19 protein-coding genes and 1 tRNA gene are annotated in these 21,871 nt (G+C 65.2%); 11 read left to right on the plus strand and 9 right to left on the minus strand.

The features are described from left to right. Window positions 1–2: 2 nt before the first annotated feature. Entirely contained in the window at window positions 3–776 is a 774-nt protein-coding gene (locus ACRVY7_RS05310; protein ID WP_431816250.1) for a hypothetical protein, read from the minus strand. 170 nt (window positions 777–946) lie between these two features. On the opposite strand from ACRVY7_RS05310, the gene galE reads away from it, so the two are divergent. After that, window positions 947–1,966, plus strand: a complete 1,020-nt coding sequence (gene galE / locus ACRVY7_RS05315; protein WP_431816251.1) for a UDP-glucose 4-epimerase GalE — start codon at window positions 947–949, stop codon at window positions 1,964–1,966. A 20-nt stretch (window positions 1,967–1,986) separates the two neighbouring features. On the opposite strand, the gene ACRVY7_RS05320 is transcribed toward galE, so the two are convergent. Beyond that, a complete protein-coding gene (locus ACRVY7_RS05320; protein WP_431816403.1) occupies window positions 1,987–4,056 on the minus strand; it encodes a DUF6541 family protein in 2,070 nt (689 codons plus the stop codon). 198 nt (window positions 4,057–4,254) lie between these two features. On the opposite strand from ACRVY7_RS05320, the gene ACRVY7_RS05325 reads away from it, so the two are divergent. Beyond that, window positions 4,255–5,658: an MFS transporter gene (locus ACRVY7_RS05325; protein WP_082937818.1), complete on the plus strand. Its 1,404-nt coding sequence runs from the start codon at window positions 4,255–4,257 to the stop codon at window positions 5,656–5,658. Next, window positions 5,651–6,112 carry a MarR family winged helix-turn-helix transcriptional regulator gene (locus ACRVY7_RS05330; protein ID WP_431816252.1) on the plus strand — a complete coding sequence of 154 codons (462 nt, stop codon included), beginning with the start codon at window positions 5,651–5,653 and terminating at the stop codon, window positions 6,110–6,112. The genes ACRVY7_RS05325 and ACRVY7_RS05330 overlap by 8 nt, the downstream gene beginning before the upstream one ends. 10 nt (window positions 6,113–6,122) lie before the next feature. Here ACRVY7_RS05330 and ACRVY7_RS05335 read toward each other — a convergent pair whose 3' ends face one another. Both ACRVY7_RS05335 and ACRVY7_RS05340 read right to left on the minus strand, forming a co-directional pair. Further along, window positions 6,123–7,376: an MFS transporter gene (locus ACRVY7_RS05335; protein WP_431816253.1), complete on the minus strand. Its 1,254-nt coding sequence runs from the start codon at window positions 7,374–7,376 to the stop codon at window positions 6,123–6,125. Then, complete coding sequence (locus tag ACRVY7_RS05340; RefSeq protein ID WP_431816254.1) at window positions 7,373–8,071, minus strand: GntR family transcriptional regulator; 699 nt, start codon at window positions 8,069–8,071, stop codon at window positions 7,373–7,375. Before ACRVY7_RS05340 ends, ACRVY7_RS05335 begins: the two co-directional genes overlap by 4 nt. A gap of 287 nt (window positions 8,072–8,358) precedes the next feature. Here ACRVY7_RS05340 and ACRVY7_RS05345 point away from each other — a divergent pair, with 287 nt between their 5' ends. Then, window positions 8,359–9,228, plus strand: a complete 870-nt coding sequence (locus tag ACRVY7_RS05345; RefSeq protein WP_431816255.1) for a type IV toxin-antitoxin system AbiEi family antitoxin domain-containing protein — start codon at window positions 8,359–8,361, stop codon at window positions 9,226–9,228. Window positions 9,229–9,234: 6 nt separating this feature from the next. On the opposite strand, the gene ACRVY7_RS05350 is transcribed toward ACRVY7_RS05345, so the two are convergent. Further along, the gene (locus ACRVY7_RS05350) at window positions 9,235–9,936 is read right to left on the minus strand and encodes a 4a-hydroxytetrahydrobiopterin dehydratase (RefSeq protein ID WP_431816256.1); all 702 of its coding nucleotides are present in this window, start codon (window positions 9,934–9,936) and stop codon (window positions 9,235–9,237) included. Between the two features lie 130 nt (window positions 9,937–10,066). Between ACRVY7_RS05350 and ACRVY7_RS05355 the strand changes: the two genes are divergently transcribed. From ACRVY7_RS05355 to ACRVY7_RS05365, 3 genes are all read left to right on the plus strand, one after another. Continuing rightward, complete coding sequence (locus ACRVY7_RS05355; RefSeq protein WP_431816257.1) at window positions 10,067–10,897, plus strand: esterase/lipase family protein; 831 nt, start codon at window positions 10,067–10,069, stop codon at window positions 10,895–10,897. Window positions 10,898–10,983: 86 nt separating this feature from the next. Next, window positions 10,984–11,059 (plus strand) — tRNA-Thr (locus tag ACRVY7_RS05360). A gap of 776 nt (window positions 11,060–11,835) precedes the next feature. Further along, window positions 11,836–12,066: a hypothetical protein gene (locus tag ACRVY7_RS05365; protein ID WP_431816258.1), complete on the plus strand. Its 231-nt coding sequence runs from the start codon at window positions 11,836–11,838 to the stop codon at window positions 12,064–12,066. Between the two features lie 34 nt (window positions 12,067–12,100). On the opposite strand, the gene ACRVY7_RS05370 is transcribed toward ACRVY7_RS05365, so the two are convergent. From ACRVY7_RS05370 to ACRVY7_RS05380, 3 genes are all read right to left on the minus strand, one after another. Further along, the gene (locus tag ACRVY7_RS05370) at window positions 12,101–12,523 is read right to left on the minus strand and encodes a hypothetical protein (protein ID WP_431816259.1); all 423 of its coding nucleotides are present in this window, start codon (window positions 12,521–12,523) and stop codon (window positions 12,101–12,103) included. A 145-nt stretch (window positions 12,524–12,668) separates the two neighbouring features. Then, the gene (locus ACRVY7_RS05375) at window positions 12,669–13,652 is read right to left on the minus strand and encodes a TauD/TfdA dioxygenase family protein (protein WP_431816260.1); all 984 of its coding nucleotides are present in this window, start codon (window positions 13,650–13,652) and stop codon (window positions 12,669–12,671) included. A gap of 123 nt (window positions 13,653–13,775) precedes the next feature. Then, window positions 13,776–16,118: an arylsulfatase gene (locus ACRVY7_RS05380; RefSeq protein WP_431816261.1), complete on the minus strand. Its 2,343-nt coding sequence runs from the start codon at window positions 16,116–16,118 to the stop codon at window positions 13,776–13,778. A gap of 303 nt (window positions 16,119–16,421) precedes the next feature. Between ACRVY7_RS05380 and ACRVY7_RS05385 the strand changes: the two genes are divergently transcribed. From ACRVY7_RS05385 to ACRVY7_RS05400, 4 genes are read left to right on the plus strand one after another with little or no spacing between them, the layout of a single operon-like run. Continuing rightward, window positions 16,422–18,014, plus strand: coding sequence for an ABC transporter substrate-binding protein (locus ACRVY7_RS05385; RefSeq protein ID WP_431816262.1), 1,593 nt, complete (start codon window positions 16,422–16,424; stop codon window positions 18,012–18,014). Then, on the plus strand, window positions 18,014–18,970 hold the full coding sequence (locus ACRVY7_RS05390) for an ABC transporter permease (protein ID WP_431816263.1): 957 nt from the start codon (window positions 18,014–18,016) through the stop codon (window positions 18,968–18,970). The genes ACRVY7_RS05385 and ACRVY7_RS05390 overlap by 1 nt, the downstream gene beginning before the upstream one ends. After that, entirely contained in the window at window positions 18,970–19,899 is a 930-nt protein-coding gene (locus ACRVY7_RS05395; protein WP_431816264.1) for an ABC transporter permease, read from the plus strand. Before ACRVY7_RS05390 ends, ACRVY7_RS05395 begins: the two co-directional genes overlap by 1 nt. Before the next feature lies 1 nt (window position 19,900). Beyond that, complete coding sequence (locus ACRVY7_RS05400) at window positions 19,901–21,616, plus strand: dipeptide ABC transporter ATP-binding protein (protein ID WP_431816265.1); 1,716 nt, start codon at window positions 19,901–19,903, stop codon at window positions 21,614–21,616. An 11-nt stretch (window positions 21,617–21,627) separates the two neighbouring features. Here the strand turns inward: ACRVY7_RS05400 and ACRVY7_RS05405 are convergent, their stop codons facing one another. Next, entirely contained in the window at window positions 21,628–21,822 is a 195-nt protein-coding gene (locus ACRVY7_RS05405; protein WP_431816266.1) for a hypothetical protein, read from the minus strand. Window positions 21,823–21,871 lie beyond the last annotated feature (49 nt).

Consider the following 21,871-nt stretch of genomic DNA (forward strand, 5'->3'; position numbering starts at 1 on the left):
ATTCAGCGGGTCATCCAAGCGGCCCACGAGTACACGACGGCGGCCAACGCGGCCACTGCGAGCGTCACGTGTTCCAGCACTGCGCCGAGCACAAAATCCGACGGCAGCAGTGGCACCACCAACGCGCACCACAGGGTGACGACCACCGTGAATCCGAGGGTCACCCTGCCGATCACCGCCGTCGTCGTTGCAGCGACGTGCCGGTTCCGCCCGACGAGGGGCACCAACACGATCAGAATGATGGCCACAATCGACACCACGACATTGATTCGGATGCCGGTGGAGAATGGCCACTCCAATCGCAGGTGACCGCCCTCGCGCAGCGCCTCGGTGTCGAGGGTGTTGCTGAACTGCAACGCCACCACGATCATCGGCCCCCACAAAGCCGTGGTGCGAGCGACAAGGTTCTGCGCAGGCTGCATGATCGACCGGTTGGTGCCGTAAAGCCGCAGCACCTCCCGCAGACCGAGCAGCAGCAACAGCGACGCCAGGCCGAACGCGGCACCGTTGAGCTGCTGTTCATGCGCGGCCACCGGACCATTCGACCGACCCGAGAGGATCGCATAGCTGAACGCGAGGATCAGCAGCGAGAAGAACGCGCTGGTGAACACGATCACGCCGCTCGCCCCTGCAGCCTCGGCATCGTCGTCGCGGGTGTCATGGTCGAGCGGCAGCAGTACCGCCAGCAGCGCGAAACCCGCGAGCAGGCCCGCCACCGCCGAGTACCAGCCCGCGGCAGCGGCGATGTCGAACGAAGCTACCTCGGCAGTCAGCACCGCACGTCGCCCCTCAGCCTCACGAGTTCATACGACTCCATCACCACATTCGGCCTCACGCGCTCGAACACCGCAACCCGAGAGGGTGCTTCGCAGCAAACTGTTCACCGAGGGGTAGCTCACAGGGTCCGCGTGGATGAATCCCAGTCCGACCGCTTACCGTGATTGTCATGCGTGTACTCGTCAGTGGAGGGGCCGGCTACATCGGCTCACACACCGTGATCCGACTCGTCGAAGCAGGACACGACGTCGTCGTCGTCGATGACTTCAGCAACGCCAAGCCGACGGTCATCGGCCGACTCGAGGGCCTCACCGGCGTCCACATACCGGTCCACTCCTTTGACCTCACCGACGTCGACAAGACGGAGAAGTTCTTCGACCACGAGGACGTCGACGCCGTGATCCACTTCGCGGGGTTCAAGGCGGTCGGCGAGTCGGTGGCGAAGCCGCTCGAGTACTACGAGAACAACCTGGGCAGCACCTTCTCGCTGCTGCGCGCGATGCGACGCCACGACGTGCACCGGTTGGTGTTCTCGTCGTCGGCCACGGTGTACGGCGCAGAGCCGGTACTCCCGATGACCGAGGACTCCCCGACGTCGGCGACCAATCCGTACGGCTGGACCAAGGTGATGATCGAGCAGGTGCTGCGCGACGTCGCCGCCAGTGATCCCGCCTGGCGCATCGCCGCGCTGCGCTACTTCAACCCGGTCGGCGCCCACCCGAGCGGACAGATCGGCGAGGACCCCAGCGGTATCCCCAACAACCTGATGCCGTTCGTCGCACAGGTCGCCGTCGGACGTCGGGAGAAGCTCTCGATCTTCGGCGACGACTACGACACCCCCGACGGCACCGGCGTGCGCGACTACATCCACGTCGACGACCTCGCCGCAGGCCATGTCGCGGCACTGGAACGAATCAGCGCAGGGTCCGAACCAATGTCGACCTGGAATCTCGGTACCGGACAGGGCGTTTCGGTACTGCAGGTGGTGCAGGCCTTCGAACGCGCCAGCGGTAAGCCGATCCCGTACGAGATCGCACCGCGTCGAGCCGGCGACATCGCGGCGTCGTACGCCGACCCGACGAGGGCGAACAAGGAGCTGAACTGGTTCGCGGGCAAGACAATCGACGACATGTGCGTCGACACCTGGCGCTGGCAGTCGAACAACCCGAAGGGCTACCCGGACGCCTGAGGGGTACAGCTCGCAGCGGTTCAGCGCGGCGCGGTGAGCACGTTCTCGTTAACTCGATACACCGTCACGTTGCCCTGCCTGAACACCGGCGTCAGCCCCGGCGCGCCGTGCTCCCGGAGCGCCAGGAACGGGTCGCCCTGCACGCCGTGCTCGGGGTCGGGGACGCCGTTCTGGAACGGCCAGTAACTCGGCGGACTGTCGATGACGTAGTGCACGTTCATGTCGCGGACGATCTGATCGACGTGCGGATCGGCACCGATTTGCGCTGTCCCCCAGTACAAGTCGCGCTGGCGTTCGGAGAACTCGTTTGCCCGATAGAACGAGAACAACGGGGTCAGTCCGGTGACCGGATACAGCCACCCGGTGCCCTGATCGAGGTTGTTGAGGATCAGCGCGTCGTGCGCGTCTGGCTGACGATCGAGCCAGTGGTATGCGGCGAGATCGTCTCTGCCGACCAGCTTTTCGCCGCGTTCCTTCGACGCGATCTGCGCGTTCGACGGGTAACGCCACACAGCAGCGCCCGCGATCAACACCAGCAGGACGGCAAACGTGACCGGTACAGCCCAACGTCGCTGCGTCGCAACGCGGTCGCCGGACCCCGACCGCGCCACCCACCGCGACACGGCCAACGCCGCGATTCCCACCGCGACGCCCGCGGCTGCCGCACAGAACAGCGCCACCACAAAGGTCAGTCGATGCGGCGAGTTGTAGAAGTAGCCGCCGATCACCCCGAGCGGCGCCGACAGCGGGCCAAGCGAGACAACCGAATTGGCGGTGACCAACACGAAGATGGCCCAGGTCACCAGTCCGCCCCAACACCGTAGCCACAGCAGCGCAACAGCACCGAGCACGGTGAGGATCACCAGACCCCACACCGGATAGTCCTGCGTCTGCAACGGCACCGTGCCGTTGAACAGTGCCTGCGAAAGTCCTTCGAGCACACCGACGGTGTCGACACGGAAGTCGAAGAACGGCAGCTCGTTGGTATCGGCGACGCGAATCGTGCCCAGTACCACCGGGAAGACCAGCACGACCGTCGCCAGCCCGGCGACCGCCAGGGTGACGAAGTCTCCGACGCGGCTGTGCACGGGCCGACGCAGCGCCTCGAACAGCCACCACACCCCGACGATCACACCCACCAGGATCAGTCCGGATGGATGCGTCGCCGTGACGCCGGAGACCGCGACGGCCGCGGGCAGCACCCGACGTCGATCGCGTACCGCACTGATCGTGAGCACCGCGGCGATGGGCGCCATCGACACACCCACGGCATTCGGCACCGAGGTCAACTGCACCTCGACATACGGCAGCGACGGGAACAGCGCCGCCACAGCGCCCGCAACACCTGCGATCAACGCCGACGTCGAGGTGTCGAAGCGGTGGCGCGCAAACCAGTACGCGAGTGACGCGACGCCGAGCGTGACCGTGACCGCCAACGTCGCGGGCGAGTAGGTGTTGTACAGCTGCACCGGGTTCGCGCCGGTCAGCGGAATCTCCAGAGCGCCGAGCGCGTGCCACGTATTCGGGTAGTAGTTGAAGCCGTGGGTGTCGTAGTTCATGAGCTCGCCCATGCGCAACGACGATCCGACGCCGGTCTCGTGAATCCAGCGCAGCGAACTCGCGTGCCAGAGCGAATCCCAGACCTGAGGAATGCTGCCTAGTCCGGCGAACGCGGTATTGGCGATGGGCCTGATGCACGTGATCGCGATGATGATCGCCCCGAGCGCGATGCCGATGCCCCCGCGCAGCGCCGCACGCCAGCTCAGCGGACCGTCGACCGTCCCGTCCTCCGAGGTCGACGTCGCGGCCGGCGCCGGAGCTATTCGACGTCCCGCCCGCGTACCCAGGAGCGCGGCATAAACCCAGGCCAGCGCATACGCGACGAGGACGGCGACCACCGCGGTGATGACGTTCCATTCGAAACCGATCGCGCCGTAGAGCACGGTCGCCACGCTCACGATCGCGAACGTGATCGGCGCGCCCGCTGCGATCGCGACGGGCCAGCTCAGCGTCAGCCGACGACCGACGCACGCCCCGGGAACAATGAGCAGGACGACGGTCACCACACTCACCCACGCCCCGAGCAGCACTGACACCCGTCCTTTCACTCAGCCGGCCCGAACCGGATTCATCCCGGTCCGTTGAACCGGTCGACCTCGTGCAGGTTACCGCGCCACCCTTTTGTCGCCGTTGACCGTGTGCCGTGACCCCTGGACGTCGAATGTTTGTAGTTCTACAATCTTTGTATGTCCACAACTACCTCCGTCGAGCTGACGCCGCGCAGGAAGATGGCGATCCTCGGCACCTGCTGCATGAGCCTGCTGATCGTGTCGATGGACGCCACCATCGTCAACGTCGCTCTGCCGGCGATCCGCACGGATCTGAACGCGAGCGTGTCGTCGTTGCAGTGGGTCATCGACATCTACACGCTGGTGCTGGCCAGCCTGTTGATGGTGTCCGGAGCCACTGCCGACCGATACGGACGCAAACGCTTGTTTCAGATCGGGCTGGTCACCTTCGCGATCGGATCGCTGGCGTGCAGCCTCGCGCCGAGCGTCGGCGTCCTGATCGCCGCCCGCGCCCTGCAGGCCGTCGGTGGCTCGATGCTCAACCCCGTGGCGATGTCGATCATCACGCAGATCTTCGTCGACCCTCGCGAGCGCGCCCGCGCGATCGGCGTGTGGGGATCGGTGGTCGGAATCTCGATGGCCGCCGGCCCGATCGTCGGCGGCGTGCTCATCGACACCATCGGGTGGCGTGCGGTGTTCTGGATCAACCTGCCGATCTGTCTGATCGCGATCGTGCTCACCGCCATCCTGGTCCCCGAATCACGCTCGCCCATCATGCGCACACTCGATCCCGTCGGGCAGGCGTTGGCGATGATCGCACTCGGCGGCGCCGTCTACGGCCTCATCGAGGGACCTGGCCACGGGTGGGGATCTCCGCGAACCGTAATCGTATTCGCCGTCGCCGCAGCAGCTTTCGTCGGCTTCGTCCTGTGGGAACGACGCCACGACGACCCGTTCATCGACCTCCGATTCTTCGGCAGCGTCCCGTTCGCGTCGGCAACCGTCATTGCGATCTGCGCGTTCGCCAACTGGGGTGGGTTCTTGTTCCTGATGTCGCTCTACCTACAGGAGGACCGCGGGTTCAGCGCCGTCGGCACCGGCGCGATGCTCGTTCCACCCGCGATAGCGGTCCTGATCTGCTCGCCACTCTCCGGGCGCGCGGTCGGTCGCTGGGGCACACGACCGTCGCTCGTGATCGCCGGGATCGCACTCCTCATCAGTTCGTCGATGATGCTGTTTATCGACGACGCCACCCCGGTCCCCCTGCTGGCCTTCATGTTCTTCATCTTCGGACTCGGCTTCGGGATGATCAACGCGCCCATCACCAACTCCGCGGTCGCAGGCATGCCCCGACATCGAGCCGGAGCTGCCAGCGCCGTGGCGTCGACGAGCCGTCAGATCGGCGTGAGTCTCGGTGTGGCACTTGCGGGTAGCGTCACCGGCTTGGCCGCGGCGCACACGGCCATCGACTTCTCGAGTGCGATGACGGCCATGTGGTGGATCGTGATCGCTTTCAGTGCAGCGATTCTCGTACTCGGTATCGTGTCCACCACACCGTGGGCGCTACGCACCGCGCAGACCGTCTCAGATCGGCTGATCGAACCGGAGATGTCCCATGCCTGAACCCGGAGCAGCCGACGAGCACGGCGCTGTCCCCCACGACGAACTCGTCGCGCAGGTCTGGCGCGAACTCACCTCGTTCGTGACAGATTCACGCGACGCGTGGCGACGCACGGTGGTAGCCGAAACAGGGTTGCCGTTCAGCAGGATTCGGGTGCTGAAGCGGTTGCGGAACGGCCCGCTGACGATCACCGAGATCGCTCACGCCGCCACCATCGATGCCCCCGCGGCGTCGGTCGCGGTGTCCGACCTCGAGTCCGCGGGATATGTGGTGCGCGAGCCGTCGTCGAGCGACCGTCGTCGAAAAGAGGTACGCATCACCGACGCCGGACGCGAGGTGCTCCAGACCGTCTGGGACGTCGACGATCCGGCGCCCGACGTACTGACCACGGCCTCCACCGCCGAACTGGAACTGCTGCACAAGATGTTCACCAGGAGCTCCGGACGGGAGGCCTGACCCCTATCGGTCAGGCGGCCACGGTGTGCCGACGATGCCCGTACAGCGCGACGGCGAGACACAGCAGCGCCGCGACGATTCCGAAGATGAACATGTGCGTGTAGGTGACCGCGTGCCAGAACTCGGTGATCAACGCCAGCACAGCCGGAATCGCGAAGCCGAGGTAGGTGACGCTGTAGAACACCGCGGTGAGACCGGCGAGGTCGTTGCGGCCGCTGCGGGCCGCGATCCGCTGCACCTCGAGTAGACCCGCGATCATCGCCATGCCGTAGCCGCAGCCGAGAACCGTCGCAGCGATCAGCGACATCCAGATCGTCAACATGTGAGCGGCCAACGCCGCCAACGCCATTCCGATTGCCAGCACCGTGAGTGCGGCGGCGACGCCGCGCACACCGTCGGGGTTGTCGATGCGACGTCCCAGCGACTGGATGCCGAAACCCGCCGCGAGTCCGAGCACACAGCACAGCGCGGCGAATGCGATCGGCGCGCCCGCGGTACGCGCCGACATCAGCGCGGGGATGATCGCGTATGCCGATGCGCACGCCCCGAACACCCACGGCGCAACCGGCAGCACCACGAACAGGAACCGACGGTGCGCCGCCGACGGGATCTTCAGGTCGTCGACGAGTCGTCCGGGAGTGCTACTGGGCGAACGTGTTTCGGGCGCGCGGACAAGCAGGAGCACCAGCGCGATCGCCGCAAGCGAGATGTTCACCAGGTAGGCGAGTACGTGCGGCCACGGGGCCCACTGAGCCAGCGCACCGGCGACGCCCGCACCGATGCCGAATCCGGCGGTGAGGCTCATCGCGGCGCGTCGGGCCCCTGATGCCGCCCCGGCGCCACCACGAACCGACAACTCCGTGATCCAACTGCCGCCGACCGCCATCGACAGTCCCAACGCGATTCCGCTGAACACGCGTCCGATCGACAGCAGCACAACAGAATTCGCGCCAAGTGCCAGGAGCAGCGACCCCACCGCGGCGAACACCGGTGCGGGCAACATCAGCGGGCGACGCCCGTACCGATCCGACAGCGGACCGCCGATCAACAGCGACGGCACGATGCCGACGACATAGAGGAACAACAACGCGTCGACAGCGACGGCCCCGAAATTGCCCGTCTCGCGGTACATCACGAGCAGCGGCGTGAATTCGTTTCCACCCCAGGCCGATGCGAAGACGGCGAGTGCCACCGCGATCCACGCGGTGCGACGAACCGTCGGACCGGTCACTGTGGGGGTGGCGTTGTCTGCGGTGGTCGTCACCGTTGTCCTTCCTCTGTGTGGGCGGCGCTCGCGTCGGTCGCGTGGACGGCGTAGACATCGTCGATGCGATGAACACCCGCGACGTGGTCGACGAGCAGTGATGTGAATCTGTCGGCGTCTGCGCATTCGATGGCGTCGACGAGCGCGGTGTGCTCGGCAATGATCCGGGGCGTCATGGTCGGCTCTCGGTGCACGCTCGCGGTGGTCATGCGCCGCTGGCGTTCCGCGAGACCGAGGTAGAAGTCGGCGAGTACGCCGTTGGCCCCGGCCGAGACGATGAGCTGGTGGAACTGCGCGTCGAGACGGGAGAAGTCGGCGATGTCGTCGGGTCCCACTTTCGCGTGTGCGGCCAGATTGCGGCGCAGGTCCGCCACCAGGTCGCCGGTGGGCAGGCCGCGGGCGACGAGTCCGCGTACCGCGTGAGACTCGATGAGAATCCGGGCGTCGACAACGTCGCGGGCCTCGGTGTCGGTCACCGGCAGCACCAGCGCGCCGCGTTTCGGGTACAGCCGCATCCAGCCTTCTGCCTGCAGCCGTAGAAACGCTTCACGGACCGGGGTGCGACTGACCTCGCAGCGCTGCGCCACTTCGCCCTCGCTGATCAGCTCACCACCGGCGATGGCGTTGGTCAGGATGAGTTCCTTGACCTCGTCGTACACCCGATCGGCCGCCGATGTGGCGCTCAGATCCAACATAGATACAAGTTGTACTCCTGATTGCTTAGCGAGTCGAATCTTTGTGAGCCGGTCGGGGCGGAGCGACACCGAACATCTCCGCGGAGGCGCGACATGCTCGCTTGCGCCACGCCAGGCCGCCTCAGCTCTCCCGTTTCTGGGCCCTCCTGTTTCTGAGGTCTCCCGTTTTCAGTCATTTCCGAACCGCCTCGGCGAGCCGACCTGGGCTTTTGCGGCCGGGCGCCTCTGAAAATGACTGAAAACGGGAACGGCTTGGAACCTTTGCGGACGGTGCACGTCCAAATGCCATGGTTATTCGACCTCCGGTGAACCCCGACCTCACTCCCGATGCGCTTCCGCTCGGCGCAATCGACCCCGACGCGGTCAACCTCGGCGTCTTTTCTCGGCCGGAGCTCCGGGCACGCGGGCTCACCGACGCCGACCTGCGCAGAAAGGTGCGTCGCGGCGAACTCCTCGTTCCACGTCGCGGCTGGTACGCCCAGCCCGAAGCCGATCCGGATGCCGTGGCTGCAGCCAAACGTTATGGCGCGCTCTCCTGCGCGTCTGCGCTTACGAAACACAAGTTGTGGGTGCCGCCCGGATATGAATCGCTCCACGTGCGCGCAGGCAAGAGCGCGTCGCCGCGGCGCGCGGACTACTGCAGGCTTCCCGGCGAGGCGCTGCCCGTCACCACCATCACCGACACCATCGGTCTGTCTCTGGCGTGCGCCGCGGGCTGCATGAAAGACGACGACACGATCGCCACGCTCGATTCGGCGATGCACACCCTCGGCATCGATGTCGACGACCTTCGCCTGATGCTGCCGCAGACGAGTCCACTCATCGATGCCCTGCTTCTCGAATGCGATCCGCGGTCGATGTCCGGGACCGAGAGTCTGACCCGAGTCCGTTGTCGCCGAGCCGGTTTCGAGGTCGAGGTACAACCCGAGATATCCGAAGCCGAGCACGCGGACCTGCGGATCGGCCGGCTACTGATCGAATGCGACAGCAAGCTCTACCACCTCAGCCCGGCGAACTACACCAACGATCGACACCGCGACCGGAGATCACTCACGCAGGGTCGACCCACCCTCCGGCTGACCTACGACGACGTGCTGTACGGCTGGGAGCAAACCCTCGATGACATCACCGAGATCGTGGGCGCTTTCGCGCAGTGAGGCGTGCTAAGCGCCGACGTAACCCTTGTCGTCGCGCTCCTGCCAGGTGCATAGGCACAGCTCGTTGCCCTCGGCGTCGGCGAGTACCCACCACGAGGGCGCGAACTCGTCGGTGACCAGCGTGCCGCCGGCGTCGAGTGCGGCGCGCATTCGGGCTTCCACCTCGTCGTGCGGGATCCAGAGGTCGAGGTGTATCCGGTTGCGTTCAGCCCGTTCGGCATCCATCTGTTGGAACCAGATCGCGGGGAGACGTCCGGCGGGGTCGACGAGGTCGGCCGCTTCGAGCTCGCGTGCGTCGCCGTCGAGTTGCTTGTAGCCGAGCACAGCGATCCAGAAGGGTCGGATCTTGTCGATGTCGAGGGCGTCGATGGCGACGTCGAAGCGGGCCTCCGGCATGGAAAGCGGTTCGAGTTCAAGCTCGCGAGCGATCTGCGCGATGAGGTTCGCCAACCCGACGTCGGCTTCGGTGATGCGGTGCGCACTGTGCGTCGAGAGAGTGAGATGGATTGTGCCGTACCGCAGATCGATGTCTGGGTGGTGGTCGGCGATCTCTGCTTCCTGCGCGATCCGATGGAGGAAGCGCACGCCGCGAGCCATCGACCCGGTGTCGTACCCCGCACGCACGCTGTTGCCGATGACCCGCCAGGGGTCGGACAGCCGAGTGCTGGCGTCTGCTGCGGTGACGGGCTTTCGCGGAGAAGGGGCCATAGCCCGACGGTACGGCGGATCGTCGTATGTGGGTCGCGGTTGTGTCTGATCGAGATGAAGTGGTTGTCGGGAGTTCACGCAGTTCTTCGCCAACCGCCGCGAGACGGCACATTCTGGGATGATCGACCGCATGCACACACGCGCATGCGCGGCGCTGGTGCTCGCGGTAGCAGGTCTGGTGGGGACATCATTCGGAGCCGGCGCGGCACTCGCCGACCCGTTCCCGGTGACCACCGACGTGGTGGCCGCCCAACGCGACGGGCTGACCGGGCCCGCCGACGCCGCCCCCGCCGGCGCGAATCGACCCGACTGTCACGATCGGTACGACCGCGATCCCGTCATCCTGGTGCACGGCACGACCTCGAATCAGTCGTCGGCGTGGTCGTTCCTCGCTCCGACGCTGGCCAACGCGGGTTTTTGCGTCTACACGTTCACGTTCGGCCAGGTACCGGGAAGCGGTTCGGTCGGCGGATTGGCACCCAGAGCGACGTCGACGCAGCAGCTCGCCACCTTCATCGACCACGTCCGTCGCGAGACCGGCGCGAGCACCGTCGACCTCGTCGGACACTCGCAGGGCGCAGCGGTTGCGCAGTCGGTCACGCAGTTGCCCGGCAGGGCCGCACAGATCGGCACCATCGTCGATATATCCGGAGCGAATCGCGGCTACTCGTTCGGCGGTAAGCCCGTGCCGCGCGGCGAGGGCGACAACGGGCCCAACCACTCGAACATCAAGTACGTCAACCTGGCCACCACGCACGACGAGGTGGTGTTCCCGCTGCGTAACGCCCTGATGGAACCCGCGCCGAACGTCACGAACGTCGTCGTGCAGAACGTGTGCCCGGCGTCGACGGTCGGGCATCTGGGCATGATCTACTCGCCGACCGTGGCCGCGCTGGTGCTGAATGCACTCGACCCGAGCTCGCCGGTCGCGGTCCCGTGCGGCCGCGACTTCCCATTCTGAGGGCACCCACCATGCCCGGTCTCGGTGCCGGTTTTGGTTCCACCGACGCGGCTCGCTACACTCGTGAGCGCTGCCTCGCGCAGCACGCCGCCTTAGCTCAGTCGGTAGAGCGATTCACTCGTAATGAATAGGTCAGGAGTTCGATTCTCCTAGGCGGCTCCAGTGCCCTCCGGCCACACCAACGGCTACGATTCTTCGGACGCGGTGACCTTCTGGTCATCACGACCGGAAGGGCAGACGCTGACGCTACCACCGGGACCGCAGCCTATCGGCGGTCCAGGCAGGCAAGACGGACAGGCTGCCGCTCGTGTCCTCGATGCCGAGTATGCCTCCGACGCAGCAATTCTCGACGATGAGAGTCGGCACATAATCTCCCTCTGGCAGCGCGACGACCGCACGTACCAAGAATTTCAACGGGTCGCCCGCAGGGGAGTCCGACGACGCGCTCATGGTCGAACGGGCCGACATTCTCGATGTACTGATCGAGCGACATCGGTTGGCGCAACGAGTGCTCGTTTACCGGGGCGTTCGCAACGCTCCAAAGGTATTCGGGTTGGATACGAGCGCCCTCAGTGACCTGATTGGCCAGACCGTTCCCCTATCGGGCTACTTCGCAACGTCGGTTCACAGGGCCGTCGCCGCCATCGACTTCACGCGTCCACCTTCTGGTGACGGACCGGCGTTGCTCGAGCTCGAGGTGCCCGCTGGAACACCAGCGCTGTGGATACCTCCGCTGGGCGACGGTGCGCTCGCACCAAGGCGAGCTACTGCTCTCGTCGTATGTTGTTCTTCAGATTGTCGGCGTCGACGAAGCGGGGACGCTTCCCACAATTCGCGCCGTCATAGTGACGCACTGATTCGTGTAGCCGTACGCTCGATATGGATCAACGAGAACATGGGTTTGATCTGAAATTTGTGTCGACCCGCGGGATGGAATCATGGGTATTGCGAATCGTCTATGGGACGACAGCGTGTATCTCCCTGTCGACGTCGATCTCCCGCAGCCCGCAATGGCAGGTCAATTGCTGACCATTCTCCGCCTGCTCGATGCGCCCCGCGAGGAGCAGATCGAGGGTGTTCGAGCATGGCTGCAAACCAATGAGCCGAGCAAGAGCCTACAAATCAGCCTGGAACGACGCGGACTCGGTGCCGCACTGAACCAGCCGTAACCGCGAACACCAGCCCACTAGTGCCGGTGCGCGATCACCCGTAGTACGCGAACTCGCAGGTCGGGTTGGTTTCGGTCTTGTACGAGACCAGGCTGCTGCCCATCATGATCGCGCAACCAACCTCGGTACCGCCGGTCACGCTTACGCTCGACGAGACCTCGTTGTACACCGGGTAGTCCTTGCTCCACGGCAGCGTTACGGCGGTCTCGGTGGTCTCCGGCCCGCCGTTGATGCGGTAGCGGATGGTGACAGGAGTCGAACCGCCGACCACTTTCATCGTCGCAGTGCCGACCGACGGTCCGGTCGGTTGAGCCGCAGCGGATTCCGCGGTGCTCGTCGCGATATCGGTGGTACCCGAATTCGATTGCGCCACCGGCTCACCCGGCAATGAACAACCGGCCAGCAACAGCACGAACGCTGCACCACAACAGATTCCGACCACTATCCTCTTCGACATGCGAGGAGTGTAATGCGCAGAAAGCCCTATGCCACGGGAGTCATCCACAGGCCAGACGACGCAATGTAGAACGCACGATGCGGCCGGACCCAGCACGTGGTCCGACCGCATCGTGCATTCTCCGGAGAATCTCCGGCGAGCAGGATCAGGCAGCGAACACCGCCAGACGTCGGGGCTGCTCCACCGACGAGTAATGCGACGCGTCGCCCTGGATGATCTGGCTCTGCTGCCCGTTGACGTCGACGGGCACGTCGCCGGCCAGGGTGATCCGATGCAGCTGACGCTTCTGGTTGCCGAAGTCGGCGATGCCGTAGTGCTGGGTGGCCCGGTTGTCCCAGATGACCAGGTCGCCGTAGCTCCAGTTCCAGCGGAAGGTGTTCTCCAGCTTGGTGATCCGAGCCTGCAGCAGTTGGTACAGATTGGCGAACTCCGACGCCTTCAGGCCGCGGAACTCCTTGGCGAAGTGGCCGAGGAGCAGGCTCCGCTCACCGGTCTCCGGGTGCACGCGGACAACGGGATGCAGCGTCTCGTACTCGGAGCTGGTGAACTCGGCGTAGTGCTCCTCCTTCTGCACAACGTCGACGCCGCCGGACGGCTCCTTCTGTCCCACATAGTCGTACAGGTTAGAGTGCGTGGCCCACAGTTCCTCGACGAGCGAGCGCAGCGGCTTGGGCAACTGCTCGTAGGCGGCGACGGTCGACGCCCAGGTGGTCGCACCACCGTAGGCGGGCAACACGATTGGCCGCAGCAGCGACGCCTTGGGGATGCGATCGACGAAGGTCACGTCCGTATGCCAACTGTTCGCGGCGCCTTCGATGGTGAGCAACTGATCGCCGCGCGACGTCACGGTGGGGTGCGGTGCTGTCGGCTCACCGAGCAGCGACGCGAACGCATACTGGGTCTCGTCGTCGAGGTGGTCCTGTCCGGTGAAGGCGATGACCTTGTTGACGGCGAGCGCGGTGCGGATCGCCTCGACCTGCTCGGTGGACAGGTCTCCGCCGAGACGGACGCCCTCGACCCTGGCGCCAATGTTCTCGCCGAGCTTGGTCACGGTGATCGACGCGTCGTCGTAAAGGGCTTGCGCAGCGGACTCGCTGTCGGTGCGTCGTTCGATGTCGGTCAGTGTCACTGGTGTACTCCTTGGCTGATGTCGTCGTTACTTCGATTTCTCCACTGATCGGCGCGCGGCGACAGGTTCTCGCCCACACCGATTACAACCTTGTGCCGCCGCGATACCCGGTCGACGTAATACTCAGTCGGCGTGATATTCGGCGCTCTCGTCGATCTCGCGGCGGATAGCGGCCGGAACCCGCACGGCGCCCGGCCGGTACGTCACCGCGCGCAGTGCGCTGCCGAAGCGGAACACGCCGCGTCGCTCCCGCAGCTCCAGATCGACGGGACCGCGCGCGTCGAGCCCGACGGAGATTCCCGTCCACGGGGCCATGCCGACGAGCTGGAACTGGTTGTCCAACTTGGCGATTACCTCGACCTGCCCGCCACTCGACGCCTCGAGTACGAAGTCCCACCGCACCTGGGGCGTCGCGACGGCACGGAGTACCACGGTGTCGACACCGTCGGGTAGCTCACCGGACACGCGCGCAATACGGCCGTAGCTGTTGAACACAAAATGTGCTGTGCCGTCTTCGATGTAGAGCAGATAGCCGCCCTGGGGATCGCCGTGTGCGACCAGCACACCTTCGTCGGCACGTGTCCAGTCGCGCAGTTCGATCTCGATGTCGAAGTCTCGGTATGCGATGAGCTTGCTCGACCGGTACCGCTCGAGTGTCGGTGTGCCGGCGAGGATGCGCACCGGGTCGCTGTAGCGTTCTTCGTCGGGTCGTCGACGTCCCTGATCGGCCGGCGAATCGTACAGCGGAAACACAGTATTGCGCCATGCGGCTTCGTCCCACGCGCGCGCCAGCTCGGCAACGACGTCCGGATGTTCCGCGGCGACGTCGTGCGTCTCGGCGGGATCGGTTGTCACGTCGTAGAGTTCCCACTCCGGGTCGTCGACGCGATCGGGATCCCGGTGCAGCGACAGCAGCTTCCACCCTTCGCGATAGAACCCACGGTGTCCGCCGAACTCTGCGTACTGCTCGGTGTGATCCGAGTTCGACGCTCCATCGCGCAAAAACACTGCGGCACTGACACCGTCGCGCGATTGCGCGGGTTTGCCGTGCCGCTCGGTCGGAGCCTCGACGCCTGCCAACTCGAGCAGCGTCGGCACCAGATCCGTCACGTAGGCATACTGTCGGCGAACACCGCTGTCGTCCGCACGACGCGGCAGGCCGTCCGGCCACGACAGCACGAACGGCACCCGAACACCTCCGGCAAAGGTCTGCCCCTTGTAGAAGCGGAAGGGCGTGTTCGACGCCTGGCCCCACCCCCGCGGATAGTGCACCCCGAGAGCCTCACTGCCGATCAGGTCCTCGTCGTGGGGAACGTCGCGCTCCCAGTCCGACGGCACCGGGCCGTGCACGAATTGGCTGAAGTACGAACGGGTTCCGACCGGACCGCCTTCGGCGGTACCGCCGTTGTCTGACGTGAACACGACGATCGTGTTGTCGAGTTCGCCGAGCTCGGTCAGGGTGTCGACGATGCGCCCGACGCTCTGATCGACCGAATCGACCATGGCCGCATACACTTCCTGGTACTTCGCGAAGCGCTCCTGCTCGGCAACGTCGAGTTCGTCCCAGGGTGGCGCGTCGTAGCCGGGCTCGGTGTTGCGTTCGGCGATCGGGGTGCCCTCGTCGAAGAGACCTTCCTCGACCTGTCGTTCGAATCGTCTCTGGCGCACAGCATCCCACCCGTCCGCGTACTTTCCGCGGTACTTCTCGAGGTCGGACTCCTTGACCTGATGCGGACCATGCATCGCGATGTGCGCGAAGTAGAGGAAGAAGGGTTTGTCGGCATCGTGAGCCCGCAGCGACTTGATCTGCGCGACAGCACGATCGGTGAGGTCGTCGGTGACGTAGTAGTCATCGGGGTACTCGTCGACGTCGACGACTGAATTGTCGGCGATGAGCTGGTTGGGATAGAAGAACGAATTCAGCCCTTCGAGTGAGCCGTAATAGGAGTCGAACCCGCGCTGCAGCGGCCACGAGTCGCGTGTACGACCGGGACTCATGTTGGCGTCGCGGGCGAGGTGCCACTTACCGACCGCGTACGTCGCATAGCCGTTGGCGCGCAATATCTCCGGAAGGGAGAGCACATCGTCGGCGAGTTCGAGACGTAGACCGGGGAAGCCCGGATCGGAGTTCGCCACACTGCCGTAGCCGGCACGATGCGGGTTGAGTCCCGTCAGCAGAGCGGCTCGAGCGGGTGAACAGACCGGCGTCGTGTGGTAGTTCGACAGCCGGAATCCACGCTCTGCGAGCGCTGCGATGTTGGGGGTATCGATCTCCGCACCGAACGGCGAGATGTCGGAGTAGCCCATGTCGTCGATGAGCACGACGACGATGTTCGGAGCACCCGCCGGTGCACTCGGTTCGGGCTTCCACCAGGGTGTCGACTGCGACGACGTGCGTCCGACCCGACCCTCGAAGCCTTCGTAACCTCTTGCGTAGTCGGGTATTTCGCTGTTGCCGTCTGCCATCGTCACTCCTCGAAGATCGTGCGACCACCGCTGTCCGCGGTTACGCATCACACACCATTCGCACGGTGGGTCGGTCTGTCAACCCTTTCTCCGACGCTGCCGAGAAAGGCGCCGTGAGCTTGAAGTCGCCACCCGTATGCCCTCACAGTTGCTCGTATTCGACGACGTACACCGACCCGCGGCCGTGCGTCGGGTGGTCGATGTCCGGAGCGGCTTCTGCCGCATGACCGACCACGCCCAACCCCCAGCCCCAACCCCCGGCCCCATTCCCCAGCCCATCGGACGGAAGAGAATCCGAAGACCATGCCCACTCGCACACGAGCCGCACTGCTCGCGCTCGTCGCACTGCTGACGATGGCCACGGCAACCGCGTGCACCTCCGCTGTCTCACAGCAGCAGAACTCGACAGCGACTGCCCTGCCGCCGGGTCACAAGCCGCCACAGGGCGGCACGCTGCGCGTCGGGGTGCTCAACGACCTGAGCCCGAAGACCTTCTTGCAGATCGGCACGGGCAGCATGAACGGCCACGTGGTGTCGAACGTCTTCGACACCCTGATCCGCTACTCGCGCGATGATCTGACCGTCCGGCCGTCGCTGGCCACACGCTGGCAACTCGCCCCGGACGGCCGCTCGCTCGCGCTCGATCTGCGCGACGACGTGCGCTACCACGACGGTCGGGCCTTCACCTCCGCCGACGTCGAGAGCTCGCTGAAGGCGTACACCGCCGGGCCGTGGACACCGCAGTTCAAGCGGACCGCCGCTGCGATCACCGGATATGACACCAGCAATCCGCACCGCGTGGTGCTGACCTTCGACCATCCGCTCAGCAACGTCTTCGACCTGCTCGACTCTGCACCGATTATCGACGGCAACACCCTCGACGGGCTGCGTGCGGGCAAGGTGTTCAACGGAACGGGACCGTTCCGCTTCTCGTCGTGGCAGCCGAACTCGGATGTTCGCCTGGTGCGCAACGAGTCCTACTGGGGTCCCCGAGCCAATCTCGACGCCATCGACCTCAACATCATCACCGACCAGCAGGCGCTCTACACCCGGCTACGCACGGGCCAGATCGACCTCGCCTACGGACTCAACAATCACGACCAGGAATTGGCAACGCGCAGATACGGATTCAACAGCATCACCTACACCGGCGCCGAACAGCAGGAGTACGTGGGAATCAACGTGGCCAACCCGGCCCTCGCCGACGTCCGCCTGCGCAAGGCGATCGCCTTCGCCATCGACCGCGAACGCATCATCAACGACGTCTTCCGCAAGAGTGGGTACGTCGTCAACCTGCCCTGGCCCAAGTGGTCTCCCGCATACGACGCGTCGAAGAACACGACGTACACACGCGATGTGAACCGTGCCCGCCAGCTCGTCGCCGAGCACGGGCAGGTTGCACCGATCACTCTCGACTACTCCACCCAGGGAGTCGACCGGGTGGTGGCGCAGATCGTGCAGTCGAACCTCAAGGATGTCGGCATCCCGGTCGAGTTGCGCCCCAACGACAACACCGTGCAGTCGTCAAAGCTGATCGGCGGCAAGTTCGACGGAATCTGGTTGCTGCAGCATGCCTTTGCACAGTTCACGCCGTCGACGCTCGCCGTCTCCGCGTACCCGTTCAACGCGGCGAAGAACTCCTCCAACTACGTCAACCCCGACTACGCGAAGGCCGCCAACGCGGCCTGGAATGCTCCCGATCCGACGTCGCCCGCGGCGCTGGCCGCGTATCGGCAGCTCGATGACATCTGGTTGAACGATCTGTTCCTCGTCGAGATCGGTGTGGTGTTCCAACAGTCCGCGGCGTCGCCCGCCGTCGGAAACGTCGATTGGGACAGGCGTGCCCAACTGCACCTCGGCGAGACCTACCTCAACACGCAAGGACGGAACTCCTGATGACCGGATATCTGTTGCGCCGCATACCGACGGCGATCCTGGTGCTGTTCGTGGCCTCCGTGCTGATCTTCGCGATCGTCCGATTGATCCCGGGTGGACCGGAATCAGCGCTTGCGGGTCCCGACGCCACTCCCGAGCAGTTGGCGGCGATCCGGCACGACCTCGGCCTTGATCGCGGCTTCATCGCCCAATACGCCACCTGGATCGCAGGCATCTTCACGTTCGATCTCGGCAAGAGCTACCAGGTCGGTGGCGAGATCAGTTCGCTCGTCTCGTTCGGACTGGTCCACACCATTTTGCTCACCGTCACCGCACTGATCCTCGCCGTCCTCCTGGCACTGGCGTTGAGCTTGTCGGCAACGATCTACGAGAACCGCTTCGTGAATTCCCTTGTCACCGGCGTGAATGCGGTAGCGATCGCGGTTCCGACCTTCGTTGTCAGCACCTTGTTGATCTTGGTGTTCGGAGTCAAATTCCGACTTCTCCCCGCAGGCGGCACACCGCCGGACGGACTCTTCAGCCAACCAGGCATCACCGCGCAGTACCTCCTGCTACCCGCTGTCGCTCTGGCGCTCCCGGCAGGCGCCACACTCGCCCGCTTCCTGACCGAGGCGCTGCGCACCGAACTACGGCAACCGTATGCGACGACGGCCCGAGCTCTCGGAGTGTCGAAGCGAGACATCGTCATTCACAGCGCGCTGCGCAATGCGCTACCACCGAGCCTGACCGCACTCGGGCTGGTGACCGGAGGCCTTCTCGGCGGGGCGATCCTGGTCGAGGCCATCTTCGGTTGGCCCGGGCTCGGACTCCTGACCGAGCAGGGCATCTTCGCCCGCGACTATCCGCTCGTGCAGGTACTCGTGCTGCTGTCGGTCGCGGTGTTCGTCGTGCTCCAACTGCTCGCCGACGTGCTGCATGCGTGGCTCGATCCCCGAATCCGATTGGCAGGTAACTGATGTCGACCTCACTGACCACCTCGTCCGGCTCGACGTCCGCGACCGGGGCCTCCGCCGTAGATATCGAACCGGGTCTGATCCCGGAGTCGCCCATCGACAAGGAGCGGCGTCGAATCCGAACGCCGTTGTGGCGCAGTCTCCTCACCGGGAGCGGCCTAGTCGGAAGCGTTCTGGTGCTCGGTATCGTGGCGCTCGCCCTGCTCGCACCGCTACTGACGTCGTATGGACCGGACCAGCAGATCGACGGCGCATACCTGTTGCCGCCCGGCGCCGACCACTGGTTCGGCACCGACGACCTCAATCGCGACGTCGCGACACGGGTGCTCTACGGCATCCGGGTGGATCTGCTGATCATCTTCATCGCGGTACCGATCGGCGCCCTTCTCGGTACCGCGATCGGTGTCCTCACGGTCTCTCACCCGATTTCGGATGTCATCGCGCAGCGTACCTTTGACGTCATCCTCGCCTTTCCCGCGCTCGTCCTCGGTATCGCCCTGACCGCCGTATTGTCGCCCGGCGCAACCACAATCGGAATCGTCATCGTGCTCGCGGAGATTCCCATCTTCGGTCGACTCGCCCGCACATCGGTGCTGCGCGTCAGAGAACTGCCCTACGTGGAGGCTGCGCGTGTGAGCGGCGCGCGCAACAGCTACGTTCTCCGCCGCCACGTACTGCCCAATTCGATCGAGTCACTCGGGGTCCAGTTCGCGCTGTCGCTATCGCTCGCCGTCTTCGTCGAAGGGGCACTGAGCTTCCTCGGCATCGGTGTGACTCCCCCGACGCCGTCCCTCGGCGGCATTCTGTCGTCGGGAAACAGCTACCTCGAGACCAATCCGTGGTTCTCCGTGGCGCCGCTCATCGTGATCACGGCACTTGTCCTCGGCTTCTACCTGATTTCCCAGTCCATTTCGCGCAGCAGGAGGCAGTGAGATGACCAACGCTGCAGACAAAGACCACGCAGTCGATCCCGCACCCGCACTGGAGGTCGACTCCCTTCGAGTCACCTTCGACTACCCGCGTCCGGCCGTCTCCGACATCAGTCTGCGCGTCAATCGGCGCGAGATCGTCGCTCTGGTAGGCGAATCCGGCTCCGGCAAGACGATGACCGCACGCGCGGCGATCGGCCTGCTCCCCGAGCACGCGGTCGCGACCGGATCGGTCAAGGTCGACGGCGTCGAGGTGTTGAACGCCTCCGAACGTGAACTCAACACGATCCGTGGCACCGGTGTCGCCATGATCTTCCAAGAGCCGCAGACCGCACTCAACCCTGCCCAGACGGTGGGATGGCAACTGCGCCAGGCGCTGCGGACACATCAGTCGATCTCGAAACGAGATGCTCGACGCCGCGCCGTCGAATTGCTCTCGCTCGTCGAGATCCCCGACCCGGAGCAGCGCGTCGACTACTACCCCCATCAACTCTCCGGCGGCCAGAAACAACGCGTGGTGATCGCCCTCGCACTCGCGAACGACCCAGCACTGCTCCTCGCCGACGAGCCGACGACGGCGCTCGACGTCTCGGTCCAACGTGAGATCCTCGACCTGCTGCTGCGGCTGCGTGGCCGGATCGACGCCGGAATCCTGCTCATCACACACAATCTCGGCGTCGTCGCCGACATCGCCGACCGCGTCGTCGTCGTCCAACTCGGCGAGGTCGTCGAACGCGGAACGGTCTTCGACATCTTCGCGCGGCCAACACAGCCGTACACCCGCCAACTCCTCGACGCCGTGCCGAAGCTGCCGACCGACGACTCCACCGACGACGACTCCACGGACGACGAGAGTGCAGGCGCGGCATCAGATTCCGACACCAGCACCGATATCGACGACGCTGGGTCACCCGTTCCCATCGTCGCCGTCGAGCATGTCACCGCGGTGCATCGTGGCGGTTTCGGACGCAAGCCCGTCGTCGCACTCGACGACGTCTCGCTGCACGTCGATCCCGGCGAAGTTGTCGGGGTGGTTGGCGAATCAGGCTCGGGTAAGACGACTCTCGGCCGGTCTATCGGCGGGCTCACACATCTCAGCGGTGGCAAGATCCTGGTCGACGGACACGACCTCGACGCCGTCGACCGAACACAGTTGCGCTCGCTGCGCCACACCATCGCGTTCGTGCCGCAGGACCCGACCGCGTCGCTCGACCCGCGCTTCACCGTCGCCGAGTCGATTCGCGAACCGCTCGACATCCAGCACATCGGCACGCGCGCAGAGCAATCGACCCGCGTCGAGGAGTTGCTCGACGCGGTGCATCTGCCTCGCTCGTTCGCCGACCGACTTCCGCATGAGCTCTCCGGCGGTCAGCGTCAGCGTGTCGCGCTGGCGCGGGCGCTGTCGGTGCGGCCCAAGCTGCTCATCGCTGACGAGCCGACCAGCGCGCTCGACGTGTCGGTACAGGCACGCGTGCTAGAACTGTTCGCAGACCTACAGCACGAGCTGGGCTTCGCGGCGCTGTTCATCAGCCACGACCTCGCCGTCGTCGAGCAGGTGTCCGACCGCGTGTACGTGCTGCGCAACGGGCGGGTCGTCGAACACGGGTCTGCGCGAGACGTGCTGACCCGGCCGCGCGACGAGTACACCCGCGCACTGCTCGACGCCGTGCCGTATCCCGACCCGCAGCGGCGTCGAGAGTCGAGCGCCGCGTTGGCGTGAGGTCCGAGACCCTAGGACTTCTTCGGCTCAGCCTCAGGCGTGTCGGCCGCGCTCTCGTCCGCAGCGGCCTCGGTCTCGTCACCTGTGGCATCGTCGTCGGCCAGCGGGTCGTAGCCGGGAACGCCTTCGAGCACGGTCAGCTCGTTGTCGATGGCGGCACCGACGGCCTTCGCGTCGTCTTTGATCTTCTTGATGAAGTCCGACATCTCGCTCCCTCGTCAGTGGTCGGGAATCCTACGCACCGCACGACCCCAC

Origin of the sequence: Gordonia jacobaea (assembly GCF_965344965.1) — a bacterium.
GTDB lineage: Bacteria > Actinomycetota > Actinomycetes > Mycobacteriales > Mycobacteriaceae > Gordonia > Gordonia jacobaea.

Coding starts and splice junctions, on each gene's coding strand:
- ACRVY7_RS05350 (WP_431816256.1), bottom strand. CDS start 9,936: ATGGCCCCTTCTCCGCGAAAGCCCGTCACCGCAGCAGACGCCAGCACT.
- ACRVY7_RS05385 (WP_431816262.1), top strand. CDS start 16,422: ATGCCCACTCGCACACGAGCCGCACTGCTCGCGCTCGTCGCACTGCTG.
- ACRVY7_RS05400 (WP_431816265.1), top strand. CDS start 19,901: ATGACCAACGCTGCAGACAAAGACCACGCAGTCGATCCCGCACCCGCA.
- ACRVY7_RS05365 (WP_431816258.1), top strand. CDS start 11,836: ATGGGTATTGCGAATCGTCTATGGGACGACAGCGTGTATCTCCCTGTC.
- ACRVY7_RS05380 (WP_431816261.1), bottom strand. CDS start 16,118: ATGGCAGACGGCAACAGCGAAATACCCGACTACGCAAGAGGTTACGAA.
- ACRVY7_RS05355 (WP_431816257.1), top strand. CDS start 10,067: ATGCACACACGCGCATGCGCGGCGCTGGTGCTCGCGGTAGCAGGTCTG.
- ACRVY7_RS05340 (WP_431816254.1), bottom strand. CDS start 8,071: ATGTTGGATCTGAGCGCCACATCGGCGGCCGATCGGGTGTACGACGAG.
- ACRVY7_RS05405 (WP_431816266.1), bottom strand. CDS start 21,822: ATGTCGGACTTCATCAAGAAGATCAAAGACGACGCGAAGGCCGTCGGT.
- ACRVY7_RS05345 (WP_431816255.1), top strand. CDS start 8,359: ATGGTTATTCGACCTCCGGTGAACCCCGACCTCACTCCCGATGCGCTT.
- ACRVY7_RS05395 (WP_431816264.1), top strand. CDS start 18,970: ATGTCGACCTCACTGACCACCTCGTCCGGCTCGACGTCCGCGACCGGG.
- ACRVY7_RS05390 (WP_431816263.1), top strand. CDS start 18,014: ATGACCGGATATCTGTTGCGCCGCATACCGACGGCGATCCTGGTGCTG.
- ACRVY7_RS05330 (WP_431816252.1), top strand. CDS start 5,651: ATGCCTGAACCCGGAGCAGCCGACGAGCACGGCGCTGTCCCCCACGAC.
- ACRVY7_RS05370 (WP_431816259.1), bottom strand. CDS start 12,523: ATGTCGAAGAGGATAGTGGTCGGAATCTGTTGTGGTGCAGCGTTCGTG.
- ACRVY7_RS05325 (WP_082937818.1), top strand. CDS start 4,255: ATGGCGATCCTCGGCACCTGCTGCATGAGCCTGCTGATCGTGTCGATG.
- galE (WP_431816251.1), top strand. CDS start 947: ATGCGTGTACTCGTCAGTGGAGGGGCCGGCTACATCGGCTCACACACC.